Origin of the sequence: Butyricicoccus faecihominis (assembly GCF_014648015.1) — a bacterium.
GTDB lineage: Bacteria > Bacillota > Clostridia > Oscillospirales > Butyricicoccaceae > Agathobaculum > Agathobaculum butyriciproducens.
Genome location: NZ_BMQH01000017.1, coordinates 1 through 22,285, shown reverse-complemented (window position 1 = coordinate 22,285; position 22,285 = coordinate 1). Strand labels below are relative to the sequence as shown.

Annotated in this window: 20 protein-coding genes and 2 tRNA genes; 13 read left to right on the top strand and 9 right to left on the bottom strand. The window is 52.4% G+C overall.

The features are described from left to right. The first annotated feature begins 303 nt into the window (after positions 1 to 303). From IEY11_RS13515 to acrA, 3 genes are read left to right on the top strand one after another with little or no spacing between them, the layout of a single operon-like run. On the top strand, positions 304 to 1,455 hold the full coding sequence (locus IEY11_RS13515; RefSeq protein WP_110435953.1) for an acyl-CoA dehydrogenase: 1,152 nt from the start codon (positions 304 to 306) through the stop codon (positions 1,453 to 1,455). A gap of 21 nt (positions 1,456 to 1,476) precedes the next feature. After that, positions 1,477 to 2,277: an acryloyl-CoA reductase electron transfer subunit gamma gene (gene acrB / locus IEY11_RS13510; RefSeq protein ID WP_118361149.1), complete on the top strand. Its 801-nt coding sequence runs from the start codon at positions 1,477 to 1,479 to the stop codon at positions 2,275 to 2,277. A gap of 19 nt (positions 2,278 to 2,296) precedes the next feature. Continuing rightward, complete coding sequence (gene acrA, locus IEY11_RS13505; protein ID WP_188886819.1) at positions 2,297 to 3,412, top strand: acryloyl-CoA reductase electron transfer subunit beta; 1,116 nt, start codon at positions 2,297 to 2,299, stop codon at positions 3,410 to 3,412. 73 nt (positions 3,413 to 3,485) lie between these two features. Here acrA and IEY11_RS13500 read toward each other — a convergent pair whose 3' ends face one another. The 5 genes from IEY11_RS13500 to IEY11_RS13480 form a co-directional block, all read right to left on the bottom strand. Further along, positions 3,486 to 3,890: a hypothetical protein gene (locus IEY11_RS13500; protein ID WP_188886818.1), complete on the bottom strand. Its 405-nt coding sequence runs from the start codon at positions 3,888 to 3,890 to the stop codon at positions 3,486 to 3,488. 202 nt (positions 3,891 to 4,092) lie between these two features. After that, positions 4,093 to 6,588 carry an ATP-dependent Clp protease ATP-binding subunit gene (locus IEY11_RS13495; protein WP_188886817.1) on the bottom strand — a complete coding sequence of 832 codons (2,496 nt, stop codon included), beginning with the start codon at positions 6,586 to 6,588 and terminating at the stop codon, positions 4,093 to 4,095. A 74-nt stretch (positions 6,589 to 6,662) separates the two neighbouring features. Further along, entirely contained in the window at positions 6,663 to 7,664 is a 1,002-nt protein-coding gene (locus tag IEY11_RS13490; protein ID WP_188886816.1) for an ATP--guanido phosphotransferase, read from the bottom strand. Next, on the bottom strand, positions 7,661 to 8,206 hold the full coding sequence (locus IEY11_RS13485) for a UvrB/UvrC motif-containing protein (protein ID WP_118648195.1): 546 nt from the start codon (positions 8,204 to 8,206) through the stop codon (positions 7,661 to 7,663). Before IEY11_RS13485 ends, IEY11_RS13490 begins: the two co-directional genes overlap by 4 nt. A 64-nt stretch (positions 8,207 to 8,270) precedes the next feature. Then, positions 8,271 to 8,726, bottom strand: a complete 456-nt coding sequence (locus tag IEY11_RS13480; RefSeq protein WP_118361133.1) for a CtsR family transcriptional regulator — start codon at positions 8,724 to 8,726, stop codon at positions 8,271 to 8,273. A 316-nt stretch (positions 8,727 to 9,042) separates the two neighbouring features. On the opposite strand from IEY11_RS13480, the gene IEY11_RS13475 reads away from it, so the two are divergent. From IEY11_RS13475 to IEY11_RS13450, 6 genes are all read left to right on the top strand, one after another. Next, on the top strand, positions 9,043 to 9,213 hold the full coding sequence (locus tag IEY11_RS13475; protein ID WP_110435960.1) for a DUF362 domain-containing protein: 171 nt from the start codon (positions 9,043 to 9,045) through the stop codon (positions 9,211 to 9,213). Between the two features lie 1,400 nt (positions 9,214 to 10,613). Next, entirely contained in the window at positions 10,614 to 11,840 is a 1,227-nt protein-coding gene (locus IEY11_RS13470) for a cation:proton antiporter (protein ID WP_117752032.1), read from the top strand. Between the two features lie 343 nt (positions 11,841 to 12,183). Next, a complete protein-coding gene (locus IEY11_RS13465; RefSeq protein ID WP_188886815.1) occupies positions 12,184 to 13,023 on the top strand; it encodes a hypothetical protein in 840 nt (279 codons plus the stop codon). Between the two features lie 17 nt (positions 13,024 to 13,040). Continuing rightward, positions 13,041 to 13,391, top strand: coding sequence for an arsenate reductase family protein (locus tag IEY11_RS13460; RefSeq protein WP_118761723.1), 351 nt, complete (start codon positions 13,041 to 13,043; stop codon positions 13,389 to 13,391). 578 nt (positions 13,392 to 13,969) lie between these two features. After that, positions 13,970 to 14,058: transfer RNA gene (locus tag IEY11_RS13455), tRNA-Ser, on the top strand. Between the two features lie 66 nt (positions 14,059 to 14,124). Then, a tRNA-Ser gene (locus IEY11_RS13450) sits at positions 14,125 to 14,215 on the top strand. 113 nt (positions 14,216 to 14,328) lie between these two features. Here IEY11_RS13450 and IEY11_RS13445 read toward each other — a convergent pair. From IEY11_RS13445 to IEY11_RS13430, 4 genes are all read right to left on the bottom strand, one after another. After that, positions 14,329 to 15,507: a tyrosine-type recombinase/integrase gene (locus IEY11_RS13445; RefSeq protein ID WP_188886814.1), complete on the bottom strand. Its 1,179-nt coding sequence runs from the start codon at positions 15,505 to 15,507 to the stop codon at positions 14,329 to 14,331. 150 nt (positions 15,508 to 15,657) lie between these two features. Continuing rightward, the gene (locus tag IEY11_RS13440) at positions 15,658 to 15,852 is read right to left on the bottom strand and encodes a helix-turn-helix domain-containing protein (RefSeq protein ID WP_118361125.1); all 195 of its coding nucleotides are present in this window, start codon (positions 15,850 to 15,852) and stop codon (positions 15,658 to 15,660) included. A 4-nt stretch (positions 15,853 to 15,856) separates the two neighbouring features. Beyond that, entirely contained in the window at positions 15,857 to 16,153 is a 297-nt protein-coding gene (locus IEY11_RS13435) for a hypothetical protein (RefSeq protein ID WP_118361123.1), read from the bottom strand. 13 nt (positions 16,154 to 16,166) lie between these two features. Next, complete coding sequence (locus tag IEY11_RS13430; protein WP_188886813.1) at positions 16,167 to 17,972, bottom strand: DNA primase family protein; 1,806 nt, start codon at positions 17,970 to 17,972, stop codon at positions 16,167 to 16,169. Between the two features lie 59 nt (positions 17,973 to 18,031). Here IEY11_RS13430 and IEY11_RS13425 point away from each other — a divergent pair, with 59 nt between their 5' ends. The 4 genes from IEY11_RS13425 to IEY11_RS13410 all read left to right on the top strand — a co-directional run bounded on the left by IEY11_RS13425 (position 18,032) and on the right by IEY11_RS13410 (position 22,130). Then, complete coding sequence (locus IEY11_RS13425; RefSeq protein ID WP_188886812.1) at positions 18,032 to 18,865, top strand: hypothetical protein; 834 nt, start codon at positions 18,032 to 18,034, stop codon at positions 18,863 to 18,865. Between the two features lie 446 nt (positions 18,866 to 19,311). After that, the gene (locus IEY11_RS13420; protein ID WP_243184019.1) at positions 19,312 to 20,403 is read left to right on the top strand and encodes an amidoligase family protein; all 1,092 of its coding nucleotides are present in this window, start codon (positions 19,312 to 19,314) and stop codon (positions 20,401 to 20,403) included. 2 nt (positions 20,404 to 20,405) lie between these two features. Then, positions 20,406 to 21,344, top strand: coding sequence for a class II glutamine amidotransferase (locus tag IEY11_RS13415; RefSeq protein WP_188886810.1), 939 nt, complete (start codon positions 20,406 to 20,408; stop codon positions 21,342 to 21,344). A gap of 234 nt (positions 21,345 to 21,578) precedes the next feature. Further along, complete coding sequence (locus IEY11_RS13410) at positions 21,579 to 22,130, top strand: recombinase family protein (RefSeq protein ID WP_118481140.1); 552 nt, start codon at positions 21,579 to 21,581, stop codon at positions 22,128 to 22,130. Positions 22,131 to 22,285 lie beyond the last annotated feature (155 nt).

The window sequence follows — 22,285 nt, the reverse complement described above, 5'->3', positions numbered from 1 at the left end:
GTGAAAAATATGAAGTAAAATCGTAATTTTTCTAAAAAATATAAGCGGCGACAGAACAGGATGAGGGTTGCGTGCAATATGCGTTCGTCCCTGCCGACATTTGGCAGAAACGCACAAAAAATGGAGTGCGGATTTTATTAGTAAAAAGAATGTTAAATCCTTGACAAATGGTTTCCGGCCGCTATAATAGAGATAGACATGCTCCAAACAAGGACCTCGCTGGGCGCGGCGCTGCGGCCAATGACCGTGTGCGCTGTGTTTTTGTGCGTGTCCGCTATTATTTATTTTTGGGAGGTTTATGGCATGGATTTTAGGCTTACAAAAGAAGAAGCACTGTTCCAGAAGATGTGCCGCGAGTTCGCTCTGAATGAAGTAGAGCCGATCGCAGCTGAGATCGATGCGGAAGAGCGCTATCCGGAGGAAACCGTTCAGAAGCTGATGAAGTACGGCCTGATGGGCATTCAGTTCCCGAAGGAAGTCGGCGGCTCCGGCGGTAACTATATCTGCTATTCTATCGCTATCGAAGAGATGAGCCGCGTATGCGGTACCACCGGCGGCATTATGTCCGCTCACGGCACCCTGGGTGCTTGGCCGATTTACGCTTTCGGCACCCCGGAGCAGAAGGAAAAGTGGCTGCGCCCGCTGATCGAGCCGAAGGAAGGCGCCAAGATCGGTGCATTCGGCCTGACCGAGCCGAACGCAGGTACTGACTCCGCTGCACAGCAGACCATGGCTGTTAAGCAGGAGGACGGCTCCTACATCATGAACGGCTCCAAGGTGTTCATCACCGGCGGCGGCCGTGCAGATACCTACGTTGTATTTGCTATGACCGACAAGACCAAGGGCAACAAGGGCATTTCTGCGTTCATCGTTGACAAGGACGACCCGGGCTTCTCTATCGGCAAGATCGAGCACAAGATGGGCATCCGTGGTTCTCAGACCGCTGAGCTGATCTTTGAGGACGTTCATCTGCCGGCAGACCGTCTGCTGGGCAAGGAGAACGGCGGCTTCAAGATCGCTATGATGACTCTGGACGGCGGCCGTATCGGTATCGCTTCTCAGGCTCTGGGCATCGCACAGGGCGCTCTGGATAAGGCTATCCAGTACATGAAGGAGCGCGTACAGTTCGGCAAGACCCTTGATAAGTTCCAGGGCCTGCAGTGGATGGTAGCCGACATGGCAACTCAGATCGACGCTGCTCGTCTGCTGGTTCGCCGTGCTGCATTCAACCACGATGTTGGTCTGCCGTTCACCAAGGAAGCTGCTATGGCTAAGCTGTACGCTTCTGAGGTTGCAATGGACGTTACCACCAAGTGCGTACAGATTTACGGCGGCTACGGTTACATCCGTGAGTACCCGATGGAGCGCATGATGCGTGACGCTAAGATCACCGAGATCTACGAGGGCACTTCTCAGGTTCAGAGAATGGTCATCGCTGGTCAGGTTCTGCGCTAAGAAAAGGAGGAAAACTGAACTATGAAGGCAATTGTTTGTGTAAAGCAGGTTCCGGATACCTCCGGCAAGGTTGCTGTTAATCCCGATGGCACCCTGAATCGTGCATCCATGCAGACCATCACCAACCCGGACGACCTGAACGCTGTAGAGGCTGCTCTGAAGCTGAAGGACGCTACCGGCTGCAAGGTCGTTGTTATCACCATGGGTCCTCCCCCGGCAGAGGGCATGCTGCGTGAGCTGATCGCTCGCGGTGCTGATGAAGGCGTTCTGGTTTCCGCTCGTGAGTTCGGCGGTTCCGATACCTTTGCTACTTCCCAGATCCTGGCTGCTGCTGTTAAGAAGGTTGGCCTGGAGAAGGACGACATCGTATTCTGCGGCCGTCAGGCTATCGACGGTGATACCGCTCAGGTTGGCTCTCAGATCGCTGAGAAGCTGGACATCCCGCAGGTTTCCTATGTTGCCGGCATCGAGAAGGATGGCGACAAGGTTGTTGTTAAGCGTATGCTCGAGGACGGCCACATGACCATCGAGACCCAGACCCCGTGCCTGCTGACCTGCATTAAGGAGCTGAACGAACCCCGTTACATGTCCCTCGGCGGCATCATGGACTGCTACTCCGCTCCGGTTTCCGTATATGATTACAACACCCTGAAGGACGATCCGCTGATCGATCCGACCACCATTGGTCTGAAGGGTTCTCCCACCAATATCTTCAAGTCTTTCACTCCCCCGCAGAAGGGTCAGGGCAAGATGCTCGAGGGCGCTGACAAGGCTACCTGTGAGACTCTGGCGGCTGAACTGCTGAAGAAGCATATTATCTGATTGAAAGGAGAACAGAACAATGGCTGATTTTAATAACACCAACCTCGCCGATTTCTCCGGCGTATGGGTATTCTGTGAGCAGCGCCAGGGCGAGCTGCAGCCGACCGTGCTCGAGCTGATCTCTGAGGCACGCAAGCTGGCAGACGACATGGGCACTGAAGTTTGCGGCCTGCTGCTTGGCGGCAAGGGCGTAGGCGAGAAGATGGCAAAGGAACTGGGCGCTTACGGCGCTGACAAGGTTCTGGTTTGCGAGAGCGACCTGCTCGAGACCTACACCACCGATGCATACGCAAAGGTTCTGTGCGACACCGTTATGGCTAAGAAGCCGGAGATCCTGCTGATCGCCGCTACCAACATTGGCCGTGACCTGGGCCCGCGCTGCGCAGCTCGTCTGCACACCGGTCTGACCGCAGACTGCACCCACCTCGACGTAGACGTAGAGAAGTACGCTGCATTCCTGCAGGAGGCTTCCACTCTGCCGCAGGCTCAGATCGATGCTCTGAACCGCGAGGACCGCAACCTGAAGATGACCCGTCCGGCATTCGGCGGTCACCTGATGGCTACCATTATCTGCCCGCGCTTCCGTCCGCAGATGGCTACCGTTCGTCCGGGCGTACTGAAGAAGGGCGAGTACAACGAGGCTAAGGCTAACGCAGTAGTTGTTGAGCCGGTAGCTTTCGAGCTGTCCGAGGCTGACATCAAGACCAAGGTTCTCGAGGTTGTTAAGGAAGCTAAGGAGCTGGTTGACCTGACCGGCGCTGAGGTAGTTGTATCTGTAGGCCGTGGTATCTCCAAGGACGTTGAGACCGGCATCAAGCTGGCTGAAGAGCTGGCTGGCCTGTTCGGCGGCGTTGTTGGCGGTTCCCGTGCTGCTATCGACTCCGGCTGGCTGTCTGCTGACCACCAGGTTGGTCAGACCGGCAAGACCGTACATCCGAAGCTGTACGTTGCTCTGGGCATTTCCGGCGCTATCCAGCATAAGGCTGGTATGCAGGATTCCGAGTGCATCGTAGCAGTTAACAAGTCTGATTCCGCTCCGATCTTCGACGTAGCTGACTACGGCATCTGCGGCGACCTGTTCAAGGTTGTTCCGATGATGATCGACGCAATCAAGGCTGCTAAGGCTGCTAAGTAATCAACTGAATATCGTTCAGATTTGATAGAAAAGCCTCTGTCCGATGGACAGAGGCTTTTTGTGCTGTTTGGGTTCATTGTTCGGCGCCTACACTGGGATACTCAGGGTCGCGGTCAAGATAATATTCGACATGGTAAATCCCGTAATAGTCGTTCACGATTTTGCGGACATCTTCGACGTATTGATTTGTGGATGTGTCGCTGTATACGCCACGCAGTGTTTTATACGGGTTTTGCTCGAAAGTGGTGATATAGTCCTTGGTTGCAGCCGGAAAATAAAGCGATTGCTTGTAATGACCCGGCATGTGTGCCCCTTTGGATGCCATAAATGCAACACACTCCTTGTCTGGCAGGTCGGACAGCCGGATTCCGGTCTGCATATATTCCGAAACCGGCGGCGTGTTTTTGACCGTTACAGTCATAATCGCAATGGTGGCGAACAGCAGGACGAAAATTGCTTTGATTCGTGGCTTCAGCATGGTATCACCGCCTTGTCTTGTATATGTTCATTATACTATAAAATCGGTCCGATTTGGAAGAATAGATTTCGATTGGTTGCGAATTACGGGTGCTTCCATTCTCCATTTTTCATTCTCAATTCTGTGCACAGACCAAAAAGACGCAAAACCCAAAGAGGTACGATTCTCACGAATCGTACCTCTTTCGCTATCCGGATAAGGATTATTCGTCCTTATTTTCAGTTTCTGCGGAAGCCTTTGCATCCTTATGCGTCAGCACCAGCTTATCGTCGGCGGCATCGAGCGTTACGCTGTCGCCTTTCTTGATCTTGCCCTCAAGGGATTCCTCGGCAACAAGATCCTCGACCTCGTTGGTAACAGCGCGGCGCAGCGGGCGGGCACCGTAAACCGGATCAAAACCAGCCTTAGCCAGATGCTTCTTAGCGGCCTCGGTCCAATCCATGGTGATCTCCATATCCTGCATGCGGGCAGCAACCTTGCGGAGCATGCCGTCGGCAATCTGTGCAATCTCGTCCTCATTCAGACGGTTGAACACGATGATGTCGTCGATACGGTTGAGGAACTCCGGACGAACCGCGGTCTTGAGTTCCGCCATAACGTCGGCCTTGATCTGCTCAAAGGTGCGCTCTGCAGCGTCCTCCGGCTTGCCGTCCGCAAAGCCGAGCGACTTGCGGCCGCTGCCGGTGATCTTCTGTGCACCGATGTTGGACGTCATGATGATGATGGTGTTTTTGAAATCTACATGGCGGCCCTGACCGTCGGTGAGGATACCATCCTCAAGGATTTGCAGCAGGATGTTGAACACATCCGGGTGTGCCTTTTCAATCTCATCGAACAGAACAACCGAGTACGGGTGACGGCGAACCTTTTCGGAAAGCTGGCCGCCCTCATCGTAGCCGACATATCCCGGAGGCGAACCGATCATACGCGAAACGGCGTGTTTCTCCATATATTCGGACATATCGATGCGGATCATGGCGTTTTCGTCACCGAACATCGCTTCGGCCAGCGCCTTGCTCAGCTCGGTCTTGCCGACACCGGTCGGGCCGAGGAACAGGAACGAACCGATCGGGCGCTTCGGGTCGCGCAGGCCGACACGGCTGCGGCGGATCGCCTTGGCAACTGCCGTTACAGCTTCGCTCTGGCCGATAACACGCTGATGCAGCGTATCCTCGAGGTGCAGCAGGCGCTGCCCCTCGTCCTCAGTCAGCTGGGCGACCGGAACACCGGTCCAGCCGGAGATAACGGCGGCAATATCGTCCTCGGTGACAGCACCGTGCGACTTGGTCTGCTGGTCAGCCCACTCCTTCTTGCGGGTTTCCATCGCTTCGCGCTTGGACTTCTCCTCGTCACGCAGCTTGGCGGCATTCTCGTAGTCCTGACCCTTGACAGCCTCCTCTTTCTTGGCGGAAACAGCGGCAATCTCGTCCTCCATCTGCTTCAAATCCGGCGGAGTGGTCAGGCTGGACAGGCGGACACGCGAGCAGGCTTCATCGATAACATCGATGGCCTTATCCGGCAGGTAACGGCCGGTAACATAGCGGACAGACAGCTTGACAGCGGCTTCGATGGCCTCATCCGGAATCTTGATGCGGTGGTGCGCCTCGTACTTGTCGCGCAGACCCTTCAAAATCTCAACGGCATCCTCGGCGGACGGCTCGTTGATCTGAACCGGCTGGAAACGACGCTCCAGAGCGGCATCCTTTTCGATGTTCTTGCGGTACTCGTCGAGCGTGGTCGCGCCGATGACCTGTACCTCGCCGCGGCTCAGCGCGGGCTTGAGGATGTTCGCTGCATCGGCAGCGCCCTCAGCGGCGCCGGCGCCCATCAGCATATGCATCTCATCGATGAACAGGATGGTGTCTTTCTTGGCGGTCAGCTCTTCGATGACCTTCTTGATGCGCTCCTCGAACTCGCCGCGGTACTTGGTGCCCGCGATCATGCCGGTCAGGTCGAGCGAGATCAGGCGCTTGCCTTTCAGGGTTTCGGGCACATCGCCGGAAACGATCTTCTGGGCCAGACCCTCGACAACGGCGGTCTTGCCGACACCCGGATCACCGATCAGCGCCGGGTTGTTCTTGGTACGGCGGGACAGAATCTGAATGACACGCTGAATCTCCTTGGAGCGGCCGATAACCGGGTCCAGCTTGCCCTCCTTGGCAGCGGCGGTCAGGTCGCGGCCAAACTGGCTGAGCGCGTCCTTGCTGTCAGCGCCGCCGTTTGCAGCACTGCCAGGCTCGCCGGAAACGCTGTCCTGTACGCCGCCGAGCGCTTCATTCAGCTTCTCGACAAGGATCTGCGGGGTGATACGCAGGTTGGCCAGTGCGGTCAGTGCCACATTCTGCCCTTCGCGCAGGATGCCGAGCAGCAGATGTTCGGTGCCGACATAGCCGGTGCCCATCTCATTCGCGGACTGTACGGACAGCTCTACAATGCGCTTGGTGCGCGGCGTCATGCCCTGCGGCGCGGTGGAATCCGGGGTGCCGCGGCCGGACAGATCTTCAATCTGCTTAACGAGTGCTTCATCGGTCACGCCGGCGGCAGCGAGTGCCTTGGCGGCCGGGCCGCCGCCCTCACGCAGCAGGCCGAGCAGCAGGTGCTCTGAGCCGATGTAGCTGTGGCCGAACGAAGCGGCCGCTTCCTGTGCAAGCGTCAGTGCCTGACGGGCACGCTCGGTAAAACGATTTTGATAGAACATAAATAACACTCCTTTCAGAGTAGGAAAATAGCTTGATTTAGGGGTAAAACGTCCTCGCAGGGGCGCACAGGTGATTAGTTGAATTGAATAGGCTTTGTCGCTTCACGCAGGATTTCCGCGCGTTTCTTATCGCGGTCCTGCGGTGCGCCGGTCAGCATTGCCGGACGGATGTGCTCCTCCAGTGCGTACAGCTTCTGCGCGTCCATGCCGGACAGGAAACCCATCTGCAGACCAATCAGAACATTGGAAATGCACTGAACGGCTTCATTCGTGTCAATCAGATATGCACTCCGCAACGTGCCTGCTGCGCGGTAAATACGGTCGCGCAGTGCGGGTTCGTTCTGGCTGCGTACCTGCTCACGCGCCTTTTTCTCGGCGTCGATGATAGTGGTCGCGGTCTCTACCAGCTTGTCGGTCAGCTCTGCGGCAGACGCACCGAGAGTAACCTGATTGGACACCTGATAGAATCCGCCGACCGCCTGCGAGCCTTCGCCGTAGGTGCCGCGAACGGCACAGCCGCGGCTGCCCGCGTAGCCAATGATGCGGTCCATCTGCTCGGTTGCGGTCAGCATCGGCAAGTGCAGCATGATGGAGGCGCGGAGACCGGTGCCGATATTAGTCGGGCAGGCGGTCAGGTAGCCGAGGCGCTCGTCATACGCGAACGGCAGCGCCGCTTCAATGAGCGAAGCTACACGGTTTGCGGTTTCGAGACATTCCTTCGGGCAAAGGCCGGTGCCGATGACCTGCAGACGCAGGTGATCCTCTTCGCCGACCATGATGGACACGCCGCCGTCCTTGGAGACGATGAGCCAGCCGCCGTTCTGCGCCAGCTCAGGGGAGATGAGATGTTCCTCAACCAGTTGAGAGGCTTCGGTCGAACGGGGGATGATCTGCTTTTTGTCAAACTCCGGGCCGATGGTCGGGTTTTCTTTCAGTGCAGCGAATACCTTGTCAGCAATTTCGCTGTGCTGCTGTTCGGTCAGACGGAACGGATAGCCTTTAATATTTCGTGCAAGGCGTACGCGGCTGGACGCTGCCAGTCCGGTAAAGCCGCCGTGAATCTCAAACATACTCATTTCTGTTCACCCTCCATTCTGCGGATCTCATCGCGCAGGCTTGCTGCGCGTTCGTAATCCTCGCTTTCAACTGCCGCCTTCAGCTGTGCCTTGAGGTCAGCCACCGGATCGGCCTTCGGCTGCTCGGGCGCCGCCGGTGCCGTGCCGATATGACGTGTTGCACCGTGAATCTTCTGTACATACGGATTCAGAATATCCGCAAACGTGGCGTAGCAGTCCGGGCAGCCGACGCGGCCGGTGCGGCGCAGTTCGCTTTCGGTCATGCCGCAGGTCGGACACTTGCGCTCGGTGCCGAGCATGGTAGCGGTCGGAGTTGCTTCGCCCAACATGTCATTCCACAGGCTGCCAAAGCCGCCGCCGAGGAACGAATGGAACGGATCGCTCCAGAAGTGGTTCATCGACTGAAATGCGTTTTCAAACGCACCGCCGAGGTTTTCCTTCTGTGCACATTCCGGACACAGGTGCATCTCACGGGTGACACCGTTTACGGTTTCCTTATAATACATGGTAGCTTCATTCTTGCCGCATTTTTCGCATTTCATAAGTCAAAACTCCTCTCTGAGAGATTATATATAATATAATGTAGTGTTTACGAAGAAAAGGGCATCACGTTGTTGCAACGCCCATGACTGCGCATCGGAAAATCGCGGAACGCAGTCTGTCGCGGTCGGTTTTATCAACCTCCGCCAGCGCACCGTCCGAGCAGGCGGACAGCAGCAGCTGACCTTCGCGCTGGGTAAGCAGCTCAGCGGAAACGAGAGCGCGTGTTAGACGCGCCGCGTCGTTCTGGCTTAGCCGTCCGCCGATACCGCGTGCCGCTTCGAGCAGCGTGCGCTGCTTGTCATCCAGCAGACGGATGATGCGGATGAAACCGCCGCCGCCGCGCTGGCTCTCAACCAGATAACCATGCTCCGGTGTGAAGCGGGTCTCTATCACATAATTGATTTGACTCGGTACGCACGAAAACCGGTCAGCAAGGCTTTTGCGCTGCAGCTCAGCAACGCCGCCGCCGTCTGACAGCATCTCACCGATGAAGTCGGCGATCACATCGGACATTTTCATGGTGTTTCACTTCCTTCCGGGAAGGCACTTACTCATCTGACCTTCCCTGATCATTGTCTATATTGTATATCCGGAGGCGTCTAAAATCAAGAGAAAAATTTGACCATTTCTGACTATTAAAGTGAGGTAGATAAGGCTAACCGCGAGTTTTCTCGCTCTATCGCTTTGAATCACGATTTTTCTCGATTTTTCATAAACTGACCCAAATTGTGTACTATGATAAAAGTTACCAAAGACTAACCGCTTGTTTTTGTTGCTTTTTTTAAATCTTGTGGTAAAATGATAATTGTAAAATACATTTGGAGGTGCAATACCAATGGCATATGTTATCGGTGGCGGCTGCATTATGTGCGGCTCTTGCGCTGGCGAGTGCCCGGTTGGCGCTATCGCTGAGGGCGACGGCAAGTACGAGATCAACGCTGACGCATGTGTAGATTGCGGTACCTGCGCAGGTTCCTGCCCGGTAGGCGCTATCTCTCAGGGCTAATTCCTGAACACATATAAAGCGAAGTACAAAACCCTGTTCCGTTTGGAATGGGGTTTTTACTTTTGCCTAAAATAGCAGAGCGGTCGGGCATTCTTGGCACCGAATGGCTGGGGTACGCGAACTGCGTAAGTGTGTTCGCTCCTAACGGGCGGCACCTTGTTCTGCACCGGCTGAGCGGGGGATTTGAACCGCGCAGGCGGTTCACCCTAACGGGCGGAGAGTTTTTCGCTGAACCTCAGCAGGGAATTGCGCTCTGCGGAGCGCGGGAGACTGCCGCATCCGCGGCGGGGACGATGCCGTACCCACGGCGGTGGGCAAAAAGGAAGGACAACCTGCGGTTTTCCTTCCTCTTTGAACTCCTGCCTTTCCCTTGCTTGATAGTCTGGCGCAGATTGCCAACATGTGACCGCTGCGAAATAGGGGGACGGCAGAGGATTTTTTCTCTGCTACGGACGAACTACCTTCGGAGTCCGTCCTCTTGAGCAACCTGTTCGCAGGGTCAGATACCGTTCTGCTACACATACGGGTTAATCAACGCAAGGCGCGGCATGACAGTGCCGCGCAAATCCTTGGCACGTTGTACCGCACGGCACCTACGAATTTAGACGTTTGGTACAATTTATCCTCGTAGGTGCTGTCTATCATAACGCGCTAACGAATTGCGCGGCACGGTCATGCCGCGCCTGCGTAGAGTAAACCACCTGTGTAGCAGTAATCTATCTGTGAACTGCGAATATTTCACGAAAGACACGCAACGGTAACCCGACTGCCGTTCCCCCATTTCGGAGCGGTCGCCGGTCTCTGGTCTGCGCCAGACCCTCTAAGGGAAAGGGGAGATACACAAGAGGGTGGAAACCGCAGGTGTCTACCCTCTTGTGCGCCCGCGCGGCGTCAGCGCACATTTCGTTCGCTTCTCAAGCGGCGACTATATATAATAGGAATAGGCGAAGAAAAAACACTTGAAATTTCCACACAATATGATATAATGGAAAAAGTTGAAATTTCAATGCCTTGCAAGCTTATGCTCGCAAGGCGTTCTTTTTTTTGCCTTGCGGCATAGACGGGGCAGAAAGAACAATCCAAGTTAGACGAGTTAGGCTTTCTGCTGGCGTATCCGCTGCGGATTTTCGTGGTCGGTCTGTTCTGCTGCGCCGCATTCCGCAGCCGCATGGGCGCGCGCACGCACGCGGCTGATGAGGAGGAACAGGCGATTTCGGAAGGATCTGCTGAATAATGTCAGAAAATAGCGAAACTGGCAGAGTGCACAGAGATTGAATGCGCTGTTTGGTAATTTCGTTCAAAATCACGGAGCAAAAATTGAAATCTTAGCTGGTTCTTTGCGCGAAAAAGAGTATAATATTCTATGCAAAAGGTTATCACATTAAGAAAGGGTGGGAACAATGTCATATGACTTTCTGTTGACGATTGCGATCATCATGTTGTTCACAAAGGTATTCGGCCTTACTTCGGAGCGCGTGCATATGCCGCAGGTTGTCGGTGCACTGATTGCCGGTGTGCTGGTCGGCCCGAGCTGCCTCGGCTGGGTAGGCGAGACCGATTTTCTGGTAAAGGCCGCTGAGATTGGCGTAATCATCCTGATGTTCAACGCAGGTATGGATACCGATCTGGACGAGCTGAAAACCACCGGTTTTGCGTCCTTCATTATCGCGCTGATCGGTGTTATCGTGCCGCTGGTCGGTGGTGTTGCATGCTATCTGGCATTTGACAATGATCCGACCGACCCGATGAACATGCTGAAGGCTGCTTTCATTGGTGTCGTTCTGACGGCTACCTCGGTTTCGATCACCGTCGAGACCCTGCGTGAGATGGGCAAGCTGAAAAGTAAAGTCGGTACAGCAATCCTCGGCGCGGCTGTAATCGACGATATCCTCGGTATCGTGGTGCTGACCATTCTGACCGCACTGACTGACCCGTCGGTAAAGCCGATTCTGGTACTCGGCCGCATCGTTGCGTTCTTCGGTTTCGTACTGGTTGTTGGTCTCGTTATGTACCGCGTATTCCTCAAGATGGAGGAGAAGTGGCATCATCATCGCCGTATTGCAATCTATGCGGTAGCATTCGCATTCCTGATGAGCTACGTTGCAGAGCGTTACTTCGGTATTGCAGATATCACCGGTGCATACTTCGCAGGCATCGTAATGTGCCGTCTGTCCTCTGCGCGTGACTACGTTGCAAGCAAGACCAACGTGCTCGGCTACATGCTGTTCTCTCCGCTGTTCTTCGCTTCCATCGGTATTAAGACCAACCTGGAAGGTCTGACCAGCACCATGGCGATCTTCGCAGTGGTACTGACCATCGTTGCAATCCTGACCAAGATCATCGGCTGTGGCATTGGTGCCCGCATCATGGGCTTCCAGACTTATGATGCGTTCTCCATCGGTCTGGGCATGGTATCCCGCGGTGAGGTTGCACTGATCGTAGCACAGAAGGGCGAGCAGGCCGGTCTGATCGACCCGCACATGTTCCCGCCGATCGTACTGGTCGTTATCGTTACTACGCTGGTAACGCCGATTCTGCTCAAGCTCGGCATGAGTAAGCAGACTCCGGCAAACACGGAGTTCAATGCACAGGAAAAGGTGCAGATGCCCAAGGTAAGCCAGCACTGATTGCTGTCGCAGAACCACGGTTCCGTCGGCAAGCAGGAACGGACCGCAGGCTGTTCCAAAGTTGTCCGAAAGTTCCCGTACGGAAATTTTCTCCCTCTCAAAGTCAAAAATCCTGCGCTATCCTTGCGCGGCTTCTCGGCCGCGCTGCGCCGGTACATGCTCCCGGATTTTTGGAATTTGCACGGCAAATTCTATTGAACACGCGCAATGCGCGAAACAACCGTCTGTTTTGAACAGGCGGTTGTTTTTATATGCAAATATCAATTATTCGCTGTATTGAAGCCTTGCGGCAAGTATGCTATAATAGTAGCGTTTAATACTATCTCTTAATGGAGGAAACAACATGAAAGCAACGAAGCTCCTGCCGATTCTGGCGGTCGTGCTGTGTGTTCCGGGGATTGCGCTGCGCGCGCTGCACCTGCTGAACGGTTTTGACGTAAGCACCGGCTTGCCGACGGCAGGCGATAAATGGATCTGGTTCGTGATCGCGCTGTTCGCTATCAGTGCAATCGTGTATGCTGTGCTGGCGCTGCCGCTTAAGACGCGCAATAAGGTACCGTTTGAGCAGCTGCTCGGCACGAAGGAGGCGCTGTTCCGCATGGCGGCTGTCGTTGCGGGACTGATTGTAGCGGCGGGCAGTCTGGGTTACCTGTATCTGACCATCACCACAGTAGAGCAGGACGCGGCTGCATGGGCGCGTGTTCTGGAGATCGTCTACGCGATCATGGGCGTGCTGACCGGCGGCTGCATGATCGGTCTGGCCAAGGCACAGGGCGTACAGATGACGGAAAAGAGCGCCGCAATGACGCTCGTACCGCTGTTCTGGAGCTGCCTGCATCTGCTGGTCAACTACCGCATGACCTGCACCGATCCGAAGCTGGCGTCGTTCGGCTTTGGTCTGGTTGCCGATGTGATGATTGTGCTGGCGTTTTATGAGTTGGCGCGTCTGCTGTTTGGCAAGCCGGCTCCGGCTATGCTGGCGTTCTTTGCCGCAGTGGCGGTCACCATGTCGGTGTCGGATATCGGCGGCTACGGTCTGGCTATGCTGATGGGCATTCCGTCTATGTGGTCGATCAAAATGGTGCTGCGCGGCATTCTGGGTGCAGCAGCGTGCGTTATGCTGGCCGCTGAGCTGTTCTGCCTGTGCCGCTCGGACGCAGCGCAGACGGCAGCCGAGGATTAACAGAGGAGGACACCGAAATGCTGTTTGTATGCTATCCCAAATGCTCGACCTGCCAGAAGGCGAAGGCGTGGCTGCAGGAGCGTGGCGTGGCGTTTGACGAGCGTGATATCAAGCAGGACAATCCGACCGAGCAGGAGCTGCGTGCGTGGCATGAAAAGAGCGGTCTGCCGCTTAAGCGGTTCTTTAATACGAGCGGTCTGCAGTATAAGGCGCTGGGGCTCAAGGACAAGCTGCCGGCCATGACCGAGGACGAGCAGTATGCGCTGCTCGCGACCGATGGCATGCTGGTCAAGCGCCCGCTGATCATCGGCGAGGACTTTGCTCTTCCTGGTTTTAAGGTAAAAGAGTGGGAAGAAAAGCTGAAATAAGGCACAAAAACAGACGAACCCTTGTGGTTCGGCTGTTTTTTTGTTGGCAATATGAGTTAAGAGTGGAGAGTTAGGAGTGAGGAGTTGGAAATTGAGAATTGAAAATGGAGAATGGAGAATTAAGAGTGGAGAGATTTAACACCGAGCAGTGATTATACCCGCAGGAAATGGATAATCTGCACAAACCAACGAGTTGTGCGGCACTGTCATACTTCAGAGTACCTTCTCTTGCCCTTCGGGCAATTCACCTTGTGCCGCGCCTGCGTAGAGTAGCCGACCTGTGTAGCAGTACGGTAAGCGAAATGCGAATATGCGGATACAACGCGGAAGAAAAAATCCTCTGCCGTACGCCTTTTCCTGCTTACGCAGTCTACCATCTGCACCCAAGGTAGGCTGCCAAGGGAAACGGGTGTTCAAAGAGGGTAGAACCGCAGGTGTCTACCCTTTTTGCTCCCGCGGCGAGCGTCGCATCTCTGCATGAAATTGTGATAAGAAAAAAGTGAGAACAAATGTTCACATATGTGTTGACAAACACGAGGATCTGGTGTAAAATATATCTTGCTTATCGGGCAAGATACGGAACGGTATCGAAGTGGTCATAACGAGGCGGTCTTGAAAACCGTTTGTCCGAAAGGGCGCGTGGGTTCGAATCCCACCCGTTCCGCCAATCACGAGATTGCGCGCGGAGGGTTCGATCGAGAATAACTCCGCGCACAACTCAATACCTTGACATGGAGACATACCCAAGCTGGTGAAGGGGCTCCCCTGCTAAGGGAGTAGGTCGAGAAATCGGCGCGAGAGTTCAAATCTCTCTGTCTCCGCCATGAAAGCTGCACTTTTTATTGCGAAAAGTGCAGCTTTTCTGCATTCATAGATGGAAAATAATAACTTTTAGAACGACTTAATTTTTCTTGACAGCAATCGTGACAGCAACGGGCTAATTTACGGCTCCCAAACTGGAGATCAGCTCCTCCATACGGGCGGCACTGCTGCGCTGCATTTGGTCACTGACATGAGCGTAGGTTTTCAGCGTAAACGAAGCTGTACTGTGACCTAAATTCGTCTGCACGGTCTTAATATCATCGCCGTTTTCCAGCGAAATCGTAGCGAATGAGTGGCGCAGAGAATGAAACGTATAATCCCCCATACCGCAGGAACGCAGCAGACGCTTGAGGTGCTTGTATACGGTCTGGTGGTTGAGTGCGCGGCCAAATTCATTGGTGAAAACCAGATCAAACGGATTGTTCCACAGCGGTCCGGCGGCTAAACGCTGACGCTGCTGCTTGGTGCGCTGCTTCTGAAGCGTAAGCATAGCCGTTTCCGCCAGAATAATACGCCGCTGCTTGTTCTCTTTCGGAGGAATGAGCGTATAGCTGTAATCGCCCTTCTTGCATTTCTGCTGGAGCTGCTTGCGTACAACAAGGCTGTTTCGGTTCCAGTCAATATCAGCCCAGCGCAAGCCGAGAATTTCGGACTGGCGCATACCGGAGAAAATATCGAGGAAGAACAGATAATAGAATTCGTCCTTGCGAATCAGATCGAGAAACTGATTCAGCTCGGCAGAGGGGATCGCTTTGGCGCGGGTTTGCGTTACACGCGGCAGAGAGCAGAAGTCAGCAACATTGCGCTGTAAGATCTCATCGCGCTGTGCGGCGGTCAACAGGGCGTGCAGCGTGCCGAATACGGTGTGTACAGTCTTGGGGGCAAGTCCTTTACCGCCTACGCCTAAAGACAAAGCAAAGCGCTGTACCTCGCGGTGGGTGAGGTCGGTCAAACGGCGAGTACCCAGTGCGGGAAGAATATGCAGCCGAAGATTTTTCTCGTAACTGCGCTGTGTGGAATCGGTCAGCGTGGCAACATGAGTTGCCATGTATTCTGCGGCATATTCGGCTACCGTGATTTTACGCGGTTCCTGAAAGGTGCCGTTGTCAATACTGGAGGTTGCAGCACGCAGTTTCTCTGCGACTTCTTTCTGTGTTTGGCCGTAAATGGTATGACGACGCAGCTTGCCGGTTTTCGGATCATAGTCGGACACATACTGACCCTGCCAACGGCCGTCTTTCCGCTTGGTAATAGAGCCGCTTCCGGCTTCACGCTTTTTATTTTTTCGTGCCATAAGTAAAAGAATACTCCTTTCCGGCACATACAGTTCGATTGTATGTAAATAGTATAGCATAGGTATGCAAGTTTTGCACAAGCTGAGGATAAATGCTGTGCGTGAGATAAGCAGAGGGTAAGGTTTTAGACCTTGCCCTCTGCTGCATATTCAGGCGCTTTTCTTGGCGGCATCCTCTTTGAGCCATTGCATCAGTGCATCGTGTGTTACAAGCAGGCGGCGGCCTATTTTGAGTGTTGGGAAATCCTCGCGGTGAAAGAGCGCATAGGCAGCGCTACGGCTTATGCCGAGCAGTTCAGCCAGATCACGGGCGGATAAGGTGATACATTTTACTTGTGCTGTCATAGAATCAGACCTCCGTATTGCCTAAGTACTGCTGCATGAGCGACCGGACCGTGATAATACGGCCAAGCGGCAGTTCGAGTGGAATGGGAAGACCGGGTGCAATCTCTCTGAGGTGGTTCAGCGCATCGTGCTGTGCGTCTAAGTAAGAGCAGTGTGAGATTTGACGTTTAGGAGAGCAGATGTACTTCCGGAAACATTCGTTTGCCTGATCCCAGTTGTAGGCGATCATAACGGCATTGCTGCCCTTGAGAACATAGTAGCGGCCATTTTTGCTTTTGTAGTTATTTTTATGCTTACCCATAATTTGTTTCTCCTTATTGGTTCGATAGTTTAATTCCGATGTACCCATTGTGGGTCTTGTCACCGATCCGTATTTTTTTCGGCTTGACTTTATTCGCAAGCTGGCTGCGCAATATGCGCGAAAAGCGTGTTCGATCAGTTATGATCGGCAAGTCGTGTCCCACGCAATAGGCGGTGCAGGCTTCGTGCAGGTCTTGCGTAGAGGTAAAGCTGTTATCGTCGGTCAGGATACAGCAATCATTTAGAAATGCAGCGATATTCTGGTTTTCGGACATAGGCGATGCATAGGACTGGGATAACAGTTGATCGACGAGGGCCTGTCCTGCAAAAATGTACTTGTCCGCAAGCAGACGGTGATATGCGTGGATTGCGCGGAGAAAGATGCCGTCCCGCTCGGCAAGGATTTTCTGCGTGAGTAGATGATCCTGCTGTTCCGTAGGGATAGAGAACCGAAAAGGTATCACCACCATGCGGGATAACAGCGCCGTATCTTCTTCGGCCATCCGAATCGGAAAGTTCGATGCGAACACGAGATTGATCGCTGGTGCCATGGTTGCAAGCGGCTTATACTTTTCCTCCACTGTCATAAGATCGCGTCCTGTGATCTGTTTGAGCGTTGCAACGGCCTGTGCCGAGAGCGTACGATTAGGAAGATCACCGCAGATATTGAGCTTCTTTTCAATCAGGGCTGCACCGGAAAAACGATCGCCAAGACGGTAAAGATCAAGTGTGCTCACAGCTTCGGGATTGAACATAGAGCGCAGCAGCTCAAGCAGCACGCTTTTGCCGCTGTTGCTGACACCTTGCAGCAGGAAGAATACCTTACCATCGGTATCACAGGCAAAAATATAGCCGAGCATTTGCCAGATACGCATTTGCAGAGCGTAATCATTTCCGGTGATAAAACCTATGAAATTGTCAAAGTGCGGCGTACCATGGCACAGAGTAGGCAGCGATACATTCAGACAATGTGTGAAAAAGTAGGCAGGAGTATGCGGCGATATGGTGTTCGTTGTCATATCATAGATACCGTTCTGGATGCAGAGCAGCGAATGGTTGCCTGGTGGTTCAGCAAGCAGCTTGGAATTGCTGAGCAGGAAGACTTCGATGTCCTCGAAAACCCGCTTGCTGCTGTGTTTTTCAATGTCGGAAGTACAGAGCGCGCGCATCAGGCGGCGCAGCTCACCGGTCTGCAATAGGTGATACCAGCCGTTCGCATACCAGTAAATGTGCTCTTGGTAGATGCGGATTTTTCCAGTTGCGGCAATGTGGTTGGCGATAGTCGCGGCATTGGCCGCTTTGGGACGCTCTATTACAGGTGGACAAACGGCTGTTTCTGTTGGCGCAGGCTGATTCTGTGGAATCGAAACTGCTACCTGCTGTGTAGGCGCACAGGAAACCGGTGGCAGAGCGGGAACGGACATAGCTTTTTCTGGACTGCCTGTATTGTTGGTATACTCCTGTTGTGATATAGTAATATCAGAGGAATTGGAACAAAATGCAGACAGGACATTGTTCATCACATCTTCTGGCGATGCTGTCGGTGAATCGGCGGGTATTGCTTTGTTGCTTCCGAAGTTGATCGCATCAAAGAGGATGGGAATAGCGTATCCGTTTTTGCCCAGTGGGTAATTGTTTGATGTCGTAGGAATACCTCCTTGTTTTGGTGTTAGAGGCCTCTTCGTGCTATATATTACATGATGTGATATGTGGTTTGCAAATTGTGAAAAACGCGAAAAACGATGATTTTTGAAACTTTTTTGGATGTGTGCGGCGTGTGATAAAAATAAAGTGGCAACAGTAATAATTGTGATGCTCAAAAAGTTTACAGTGCTCGCATAAAAGGTAATTTTTTCAAAAGTTGAAGGAAGCTAAAATTATGCTGGGTAATGAAGAAGAAAAGCAGAAAATGGCAGATAACGGTGAGGGCGATAAGTGTCAGAATAGCGAAAAAAATGCTGTCAATCCAGATGAGATTATTGATGACAGCGAGATGGAAAACAAGCAAGATGCGGCAGAAAGCGAAGCGGCTGTTGATGAAAATAACGAAAAAGGAAAACCTTGTTTAATACCAGAATTACAAGCAAAGTCGCGTAATATAGGAGTAGCGGTTCCGACAAAATTACAGATTGATGCAAAGACTTTTAGCGAACGGTACAGGATGTTAAGAGAAGAGAAAAATATCTCCAATGACAAAGTTGCGGCGAGGATAAAGGAGTTATCGGAAGAGGAGAAAAGGGTTGATGCATTGAAGCAGTCGTTGTGGAAGGTTGAACAGGGGAAGAGTAAATCTGAATGGATATGTCGTGGGGCTGCAAAGGTATTTGGGGTTAGTGCTGAATATCTGGGAGGACAGGTAGATTGTCCTCGTGTAGTTCGTACGAATAACGATGATACTATTGAAAGAAGTGATATATTATTGTTTGAGCCTATTATTGTTTCAGGTCGACCATCGGATAAGGTAAAAGAGGAGCAAAGGAAGAAAGAACAGGTTACTATTCAAGAATTTATTGAGAAAGAGGATGGTTTAGTAAATACTCAAGGGAATAACGAAAAAGTAGAATCAATATATTCTGATATTTTTTATCATATAGCGCACGCAGAACTTGAAGAACAGAAAAACTTTATTAAGTGTTGGAAATTGCAAAAGAAATATACCGATAATCCAGAGCAACTTACACCGGATGAACAAAAAAGTTTAAGCGCAGATTAACATTTCATAAAAAAACTTCATTAGCTGGAGAGCATAAATATCATGTCATTTGGGATTTGATTTTTAGCAATGAAGAGTTGTTTGAGGTGTTGTATGAAATTGCTTCTGATCCGCTCAATAAAGAGCAGTTGCGTGATATGATGATAAGAAATTATGAATATACGAAAAAACAGTTCCAATAGTTCTTAAAGAATAAATTTGTTCCGCGTTCTGCGTTCCGCATAGATACTTTTTCCACAGTGTATATTAAGAATAATAGTAATAATAAGTATAAGTGTAAAAAGTATACCGTCAGAACGCGGAACGCGGAACACAGAAGATTTCCCCCATTTATGTGTGCATAAATGGGGGATTTGTACTATTTCCGTAAATAAGCGTATTTTCAATTATATATTATCTCCATGAAATATCAACAACCCAACAAATACTGAATGGAGGAAACAAAAATGAAAGATACTCGAATTTGTGCCAACTGCGGTGCAGAGCACCCGATCAGCAAGATGTTTGAGGTAGAGGGGGACTGGCTCTGTGAGGACTGTGTAGATCGTTTGACAGTAACCTGTGACCGCTGCGGCGATCGCATCTATCAGGAAAGCGCCATTGAGGACGATCATCACACGCTCTGCGAGGGCTGTTTTGACGAGCATTATGTCCGCTGCCACGACTGTGGCTGCATCCTGTGCAGCTATGATGCCTACTTCGATGATGACGATCATTCCTATTGCTCGGACTGCTGGGACGAGCATAAGGGCGCGATTCACGACTACAACTATACGCCCGACCTTGTGTTCCACGGCAAGGGCCTGCGGCATTTTGGCGTAGAACTGGAAATTGACGAGGGCGGCACGGTGAACAGCAACGCACAGAAGTTGCTCGACATTGCCAACGCAAACGCCGAAAACTTGTACATCAAAACCGATGGCAGTCTGGATGAGGGTCTTGAACTTGTTACACATCCCATGACGCTGGAATACCACCTGAACGAAATGCCGTGGGAACAGGTACTCTGTAAAGCACAGCGCATGGGGTATCTCAGCCATGCCGCCGGCACCTGCGGCCTGCACGTTCACATCTCGCGTCTGGCGTTTGGCTGTACTTATGAGCAGCAGGAGGCCGCGATTGCCCGCCTGCTCTACTTTGTAGAGAAATTCTGGGCGGAGCTACTGCGGTTCAGCCGCCGCACGCAGTCGCAGATGAATCGCTGGGCGGCTCGGTACGGTATCCGTCTTACGCCGTCCGAGCAGATGAGCCACGCGAAGAACTCTTGCGCTGGGCGCTATACAGCGGTCAACCTTACGAACTCGGATACGATTGAAATCCGCATGTTCCGCGGAACCTTAAAGTTAAACACACTGAAAGCCACTTTGCAGATGGTCAACCATCTTGTCGAGGTGGCTGTTTCTTTGTCCGATTATCAGGTGCAGGACATGAGCTGGTTTGACTTCCTCGACGAAATCAAGGAGCCGGAGCTTATCCAGTATCTCAAGGAACGCCGCCTGTATGTCAACGAGCCTGTCACCGCAAGCGAGGAGGAATGAGTATGTGCAGTCTGTTTGGCTTAATCGACTTTACGGAGTGCCTGAGCACTCACACAAAGAACAAAATTCTGAATACCCTCGCCAGAGAGTGTCAGGTGCGCGGCACGGATGCAACCGGCATCGCCTATAACTTCAACGACCGCCTGCGTATCTACAAACGTCCGATTCCCGCTCGGAAGATGAAAATTCATATTCCACACGGCGTGAATACTATCATGGGTCATACCCGTATGACCACACAGGGTAACGCGCAGTTTAACCAGAATAATCATCCGTTCCTTGGTCATGTTGACAGCGGTGCTTTTGCACTTGCACATAACGGCGTTCTCTGGAACGATAAGGAACTCCGTATAACGGAAAATCTTCCGCAAACCAGTGTGGAAACCGATAGCTATGTTGCCGTCCAGCTTCTTGAACAGCAGAAAACCCTCGACTTTGACAGCCTTAAAGCTATGGCTGAAAAGGTCGAGGGTTCTTTTGTGTTTACGGTACTGGATAAGAACAATGCTATCTGGTTTGTGGTTGGCGATAACCCGCTGTGCATCATGTTTTACGACGGCTACCTGCTCTACGCTTCCACACAGGAAATCCTGTGCAAGACCATCAAGAAGTTAAAGCTGAACACACCCTCTGACATTCTGGAGCCAAAGGAGGGCGAGATTTTGAAGATTGACCGAGCGGGACATATCACTACCGGCAGCTTTATGCCGAAAAACAGCTATGAGCATTGGTGGCGGCGTTATCCCTATTACTGCAGTTACTACGAGGATACGACTGCGAACTACGATGACCTGTTCAGCGTGGCGAAAGCATTCGGCATAACGGCAGATGAAATTCAGGCATTGCTCGACTACGGCTGTTCGGAGGAGGAGATCGAAGAAATGCTTTACGATCCTACTCTGCTGCACGAAATGACCGGTGAGCTGTTATACGCATACTAAGGAGAGAGGCGAACAATATGGGCTTATTCAGCGTGATCTGGGTACTCGGTGAAGTGCTGGAAGCATTGGACGAGTTACTCGATCTGACCGATGATGTGTAGTTTCAAAAACGCCTGACTTTCGGCACATTGATTTTGAAACGAGTTTTGGAACGAAAACTGCCCTCGGAATACCACATCCCGAGGGCAAATTTTTTTGTTTCATAAACGAAGATTTTTGCAACAGGAGGACGATATGAAGCACTATAAATTCGGCTATGCCCGTGTCAGCACCGAACAGCAGAACCTTGCGCGGCAGCTTGATATGCTGTCGCAGTACGGCGTGGACTACATTTTCAATGAGAAAATGACGGGCACCAAACGCGATCGTCCGGAGCTGAACAAACTGCTCGATCGTATGATGGAGGGCGACACGGTGGTGATTGAGAGCCTGTCCCGCTTGGGCCGCAGCACGAAAGACCTGATTGAGCTGGTGGAACTGTTCCGCGAACGCGGTGTGCATCTGGTCAGCCTGAAAGAGCAGATCGACACCTCCACACCGGCAGGCAAGCTGCTGTTTACGCTGATGAGTGCCGTCGCGCAGTTCGAGCGTGATGTGATTGCAGAGCGCACCAAAGAGGGTTTGGATGCCGCCAGAGCACGCGGCCATATCGGCGGCAGACCGCGCACCAATGCACAAAAAGTCAAGCAGGCTGTGAAGCTCTATCATACCAAACAGTATACCGTTCGGGAGATTGAGGAGCTGACCGGGGTGAAGAAGGCAACGTTGTATCGGAATCTAAAGTAGCAATCATCCGCATTAACGATCTTCCACAATAACGCCAATAATCTGAAAATCGACGCCATCCCAAATTTTGTGTAAACCTCTGCGAAGGTGTAAAATAGAGATATAACCGTGGAGGGAAGCAAAATGCCAGTAAAGAAACGAACACCGAAAGAGAA